This window comes from Saccharothrix lopnurensis (assembly GCF_042658445.1).
GTDB classification, from domain to species: domain Bacteria; phylum Actinomycetota; class Actinomycetes; order Mycobacteriales; family Pseudonocardiaceae; genus Actinosynnema; species Actinosynnema lopnurensis.
The window spans coordinates 1-2363 of the sequence record NZ_JBHSQO010000096.1 but is presented as its reverse complement, the minus strand read 5'-3'; the positions used below and the strand labels follow the sequence as shown (position 1 = coordinate 2363).

The 2363-nt window shown below is 66.1% G+C and carries 1 protein-coding gene; it reads left to right on the top strand.

All coding sequences use genetic code 11. The annotated features are described in order from the left end of the window. Positions 1-2363, top strand: a 2363-nt coding sequence (locus ACFP3R_RS37465; protein WP_380643782.1) for an ATP-dependent Clp protease ATP-binding subunit, incomplete at both ends; no start/stop codon positions are given.

Below are 2363 nucleotides of genomic sequence, written 5' to 3'. Positions count from 1 at the left end.
AGGTTCACCGACCGCGCGAGGCGGGTGGTTGTCCTGGCCCAGGAAGAGGCCCGGATGCTCAACCACAACTACATCGGCACCGAGCACATCCTCCTGGGTTTGATCCACGAGGGTGAGGGTGTCGCCGCGAAGGCGCTGGAGTCGTTGGGGATCGCGCTGGAGGGCGTGCGCCAGCAGGTCGAGGAGATCATCGGCCAGGGCCAGCAGGCTCCTTCGGGGCACATCCCCTTCACCCCGCGTGCGAAGAAGGTGCTGGAGCTGTCGTTGCGCGAGGCGCTGCAGCTCGGGCACAACTACATCGGCACGGAGCACATCCTGCTGGGCCTGATCCGCGAGGGTGAGGGTGTGGCGGCGCAGGTGCTGGTCAAGCTCGGGGCGGATTTGAACCGGGTGCGTCAGCAGGTGTTGCAGCTGCTGTCGGGCTACTCGGGCGGCAAGGAGCCGGCGGAGTCGGGTGGCCGTGGTGAGGGCACGCCGTCGTCGTCGTTGGTGCTGGACCAGTTCGGGCGCAACCTGACCGCCTCGGCGCGGGAGGGGAAGCTGGACCCGGTGATCGGGCGCGCCAAGGAGATCGAGCGGGTGATGCAGGTGCTGTCGCGGCGCACCAAGAACAACCCCGTGTTGATCGGCGAGCCGGGTGTGGGCAAGACGGCGGTGGTCGAGGGTCTGGCGCAGATGGTGGTCAAGGGCGAGGTGCCCGAGACGTTGAAGGACAAGCAGCTCTACACCCTGGACCTGGGGTCGTTGGTGGCGGGGTCGCGGTATCGGGGTGATTTCGAGGAGCGCCTGAAGAAGGTGCTCAAGGAGATCCGCACGCGCGGGGACATCATCCTGTTCATCGACGAGATCCACACCCTGGTGGGCGCGGGTGCGGCGGAGGGCGCGATCGACGCGGCCTCGATCCTCAAGCCGATGTTGGCGCGGGGTGAGTTGCAGACCATCGGCGCGACGACGTTGGACGAGTACCGCAAGTACGTGGAGAAGGACCCGGCGTTGGAGCGTCGGTTCCAGCCGATCCAGGTGGGTGAGCCGTCGCTGGAGCACACCATCGAGATTTTGAAGGGTCTGCGGGACCGGTACGAGGCGCACCACCGGGTGTCGATCACGGATTCGGCGTTGGTGGCGGCGGCGACGTTGGCGGATCGCTACATCAACGACCGGTTCCTGCCGGACAAGGCGATCGATTTGATCGACGAGGCGGGTGCGCGGATGCGGATCCGTCGGATGACCGCGCCGCCGGACCTGCGGGAGTTCGACGAGAAGATCGCGGATGTGCGTCGGGACAAGGAGTCCGCGATCGACGCGCAGGACTTCGAGCGGGCGGCGAAGCTGCGGGACGCGGAGAAGCAGCTGCTGGGCCAGAAGGCCGAGCGGGAGAAGCAGTGGAAGGACGGCGACCTCGACGTCGTCGTCGAAGTGGACGACGAGCAGATCGCCGAGGTGCTGGCGAACTGGACCGGTATCCCGGTGTTCAAGCTGACCGAGGAGGAGACCACCCGCCTGCTCCGCATGGAGGACGAGCTCCACAAGCGGATCATCGGCCAGGTCGACGCGGTCAAGGCCGTGTCCCAGGCGATCCGCCGCACGCGGGCGGGGTTGAAGGACCCGAAGCGCCCGTCCGGCTCGTTCATCTTCGCCGGGCCGTCGGGTGTCGGCAAGACGGAGCTGTCGAAGGCGTTGGCGAACTTCCTGTTCGGGGAGGACGACGCGCTCATCCAGATCGACATGGGCGAGTTCCACGACCGCTACACCGCCTCGCGCCTGTTCGGCGCCCCTCCCGGCTACGTCGGCTACGAGGAGGGCGGGCAGCTGACCGAGAAGGTGCGGCGCAAGCCGTTCTCGGTGGTGCTGTTCGACGAGATCGAGAAGGCGCACCAGGAGGTCTACAACACGCTGTTGCAGGTGTTGGAGGACGGCCGGCTGACCGACGGCCAGGGTCGGACGGTGGACTTCAAGAACACCGTGATCATCTTCACCTCGAACCTGGGCACCTCGGACATCTCCAAGGCCGTCGGCCTGGGCTTCACCTCCGGCCAGGACACCGCCTCGAACTACGAGCGGATGAAGAACAAGGTCAACGACGAGCTCAAGAAGCACTTCCGGCCCGAGTTCCTCAACCGCATCGACGACATCATCGTCTTCCACCAGCTCACCCAGGACGAGATCATCAAGATGGTGGACCTGATGATCGCCCGCGTCGAGCAGCAGTTGAAGAACAAGGACATGGCGATCGAGCTCACGGATCGCGCGAAGATGCTGCTGGCCAAGCGCGGGTTCGACCCGGTGCTGGGCGCCCGGCCGCTGCGTCGCACGATCCAGCGCGAGATCGAGGACCAGCTGTCGGAGAAGATCCTCTTCGGCGA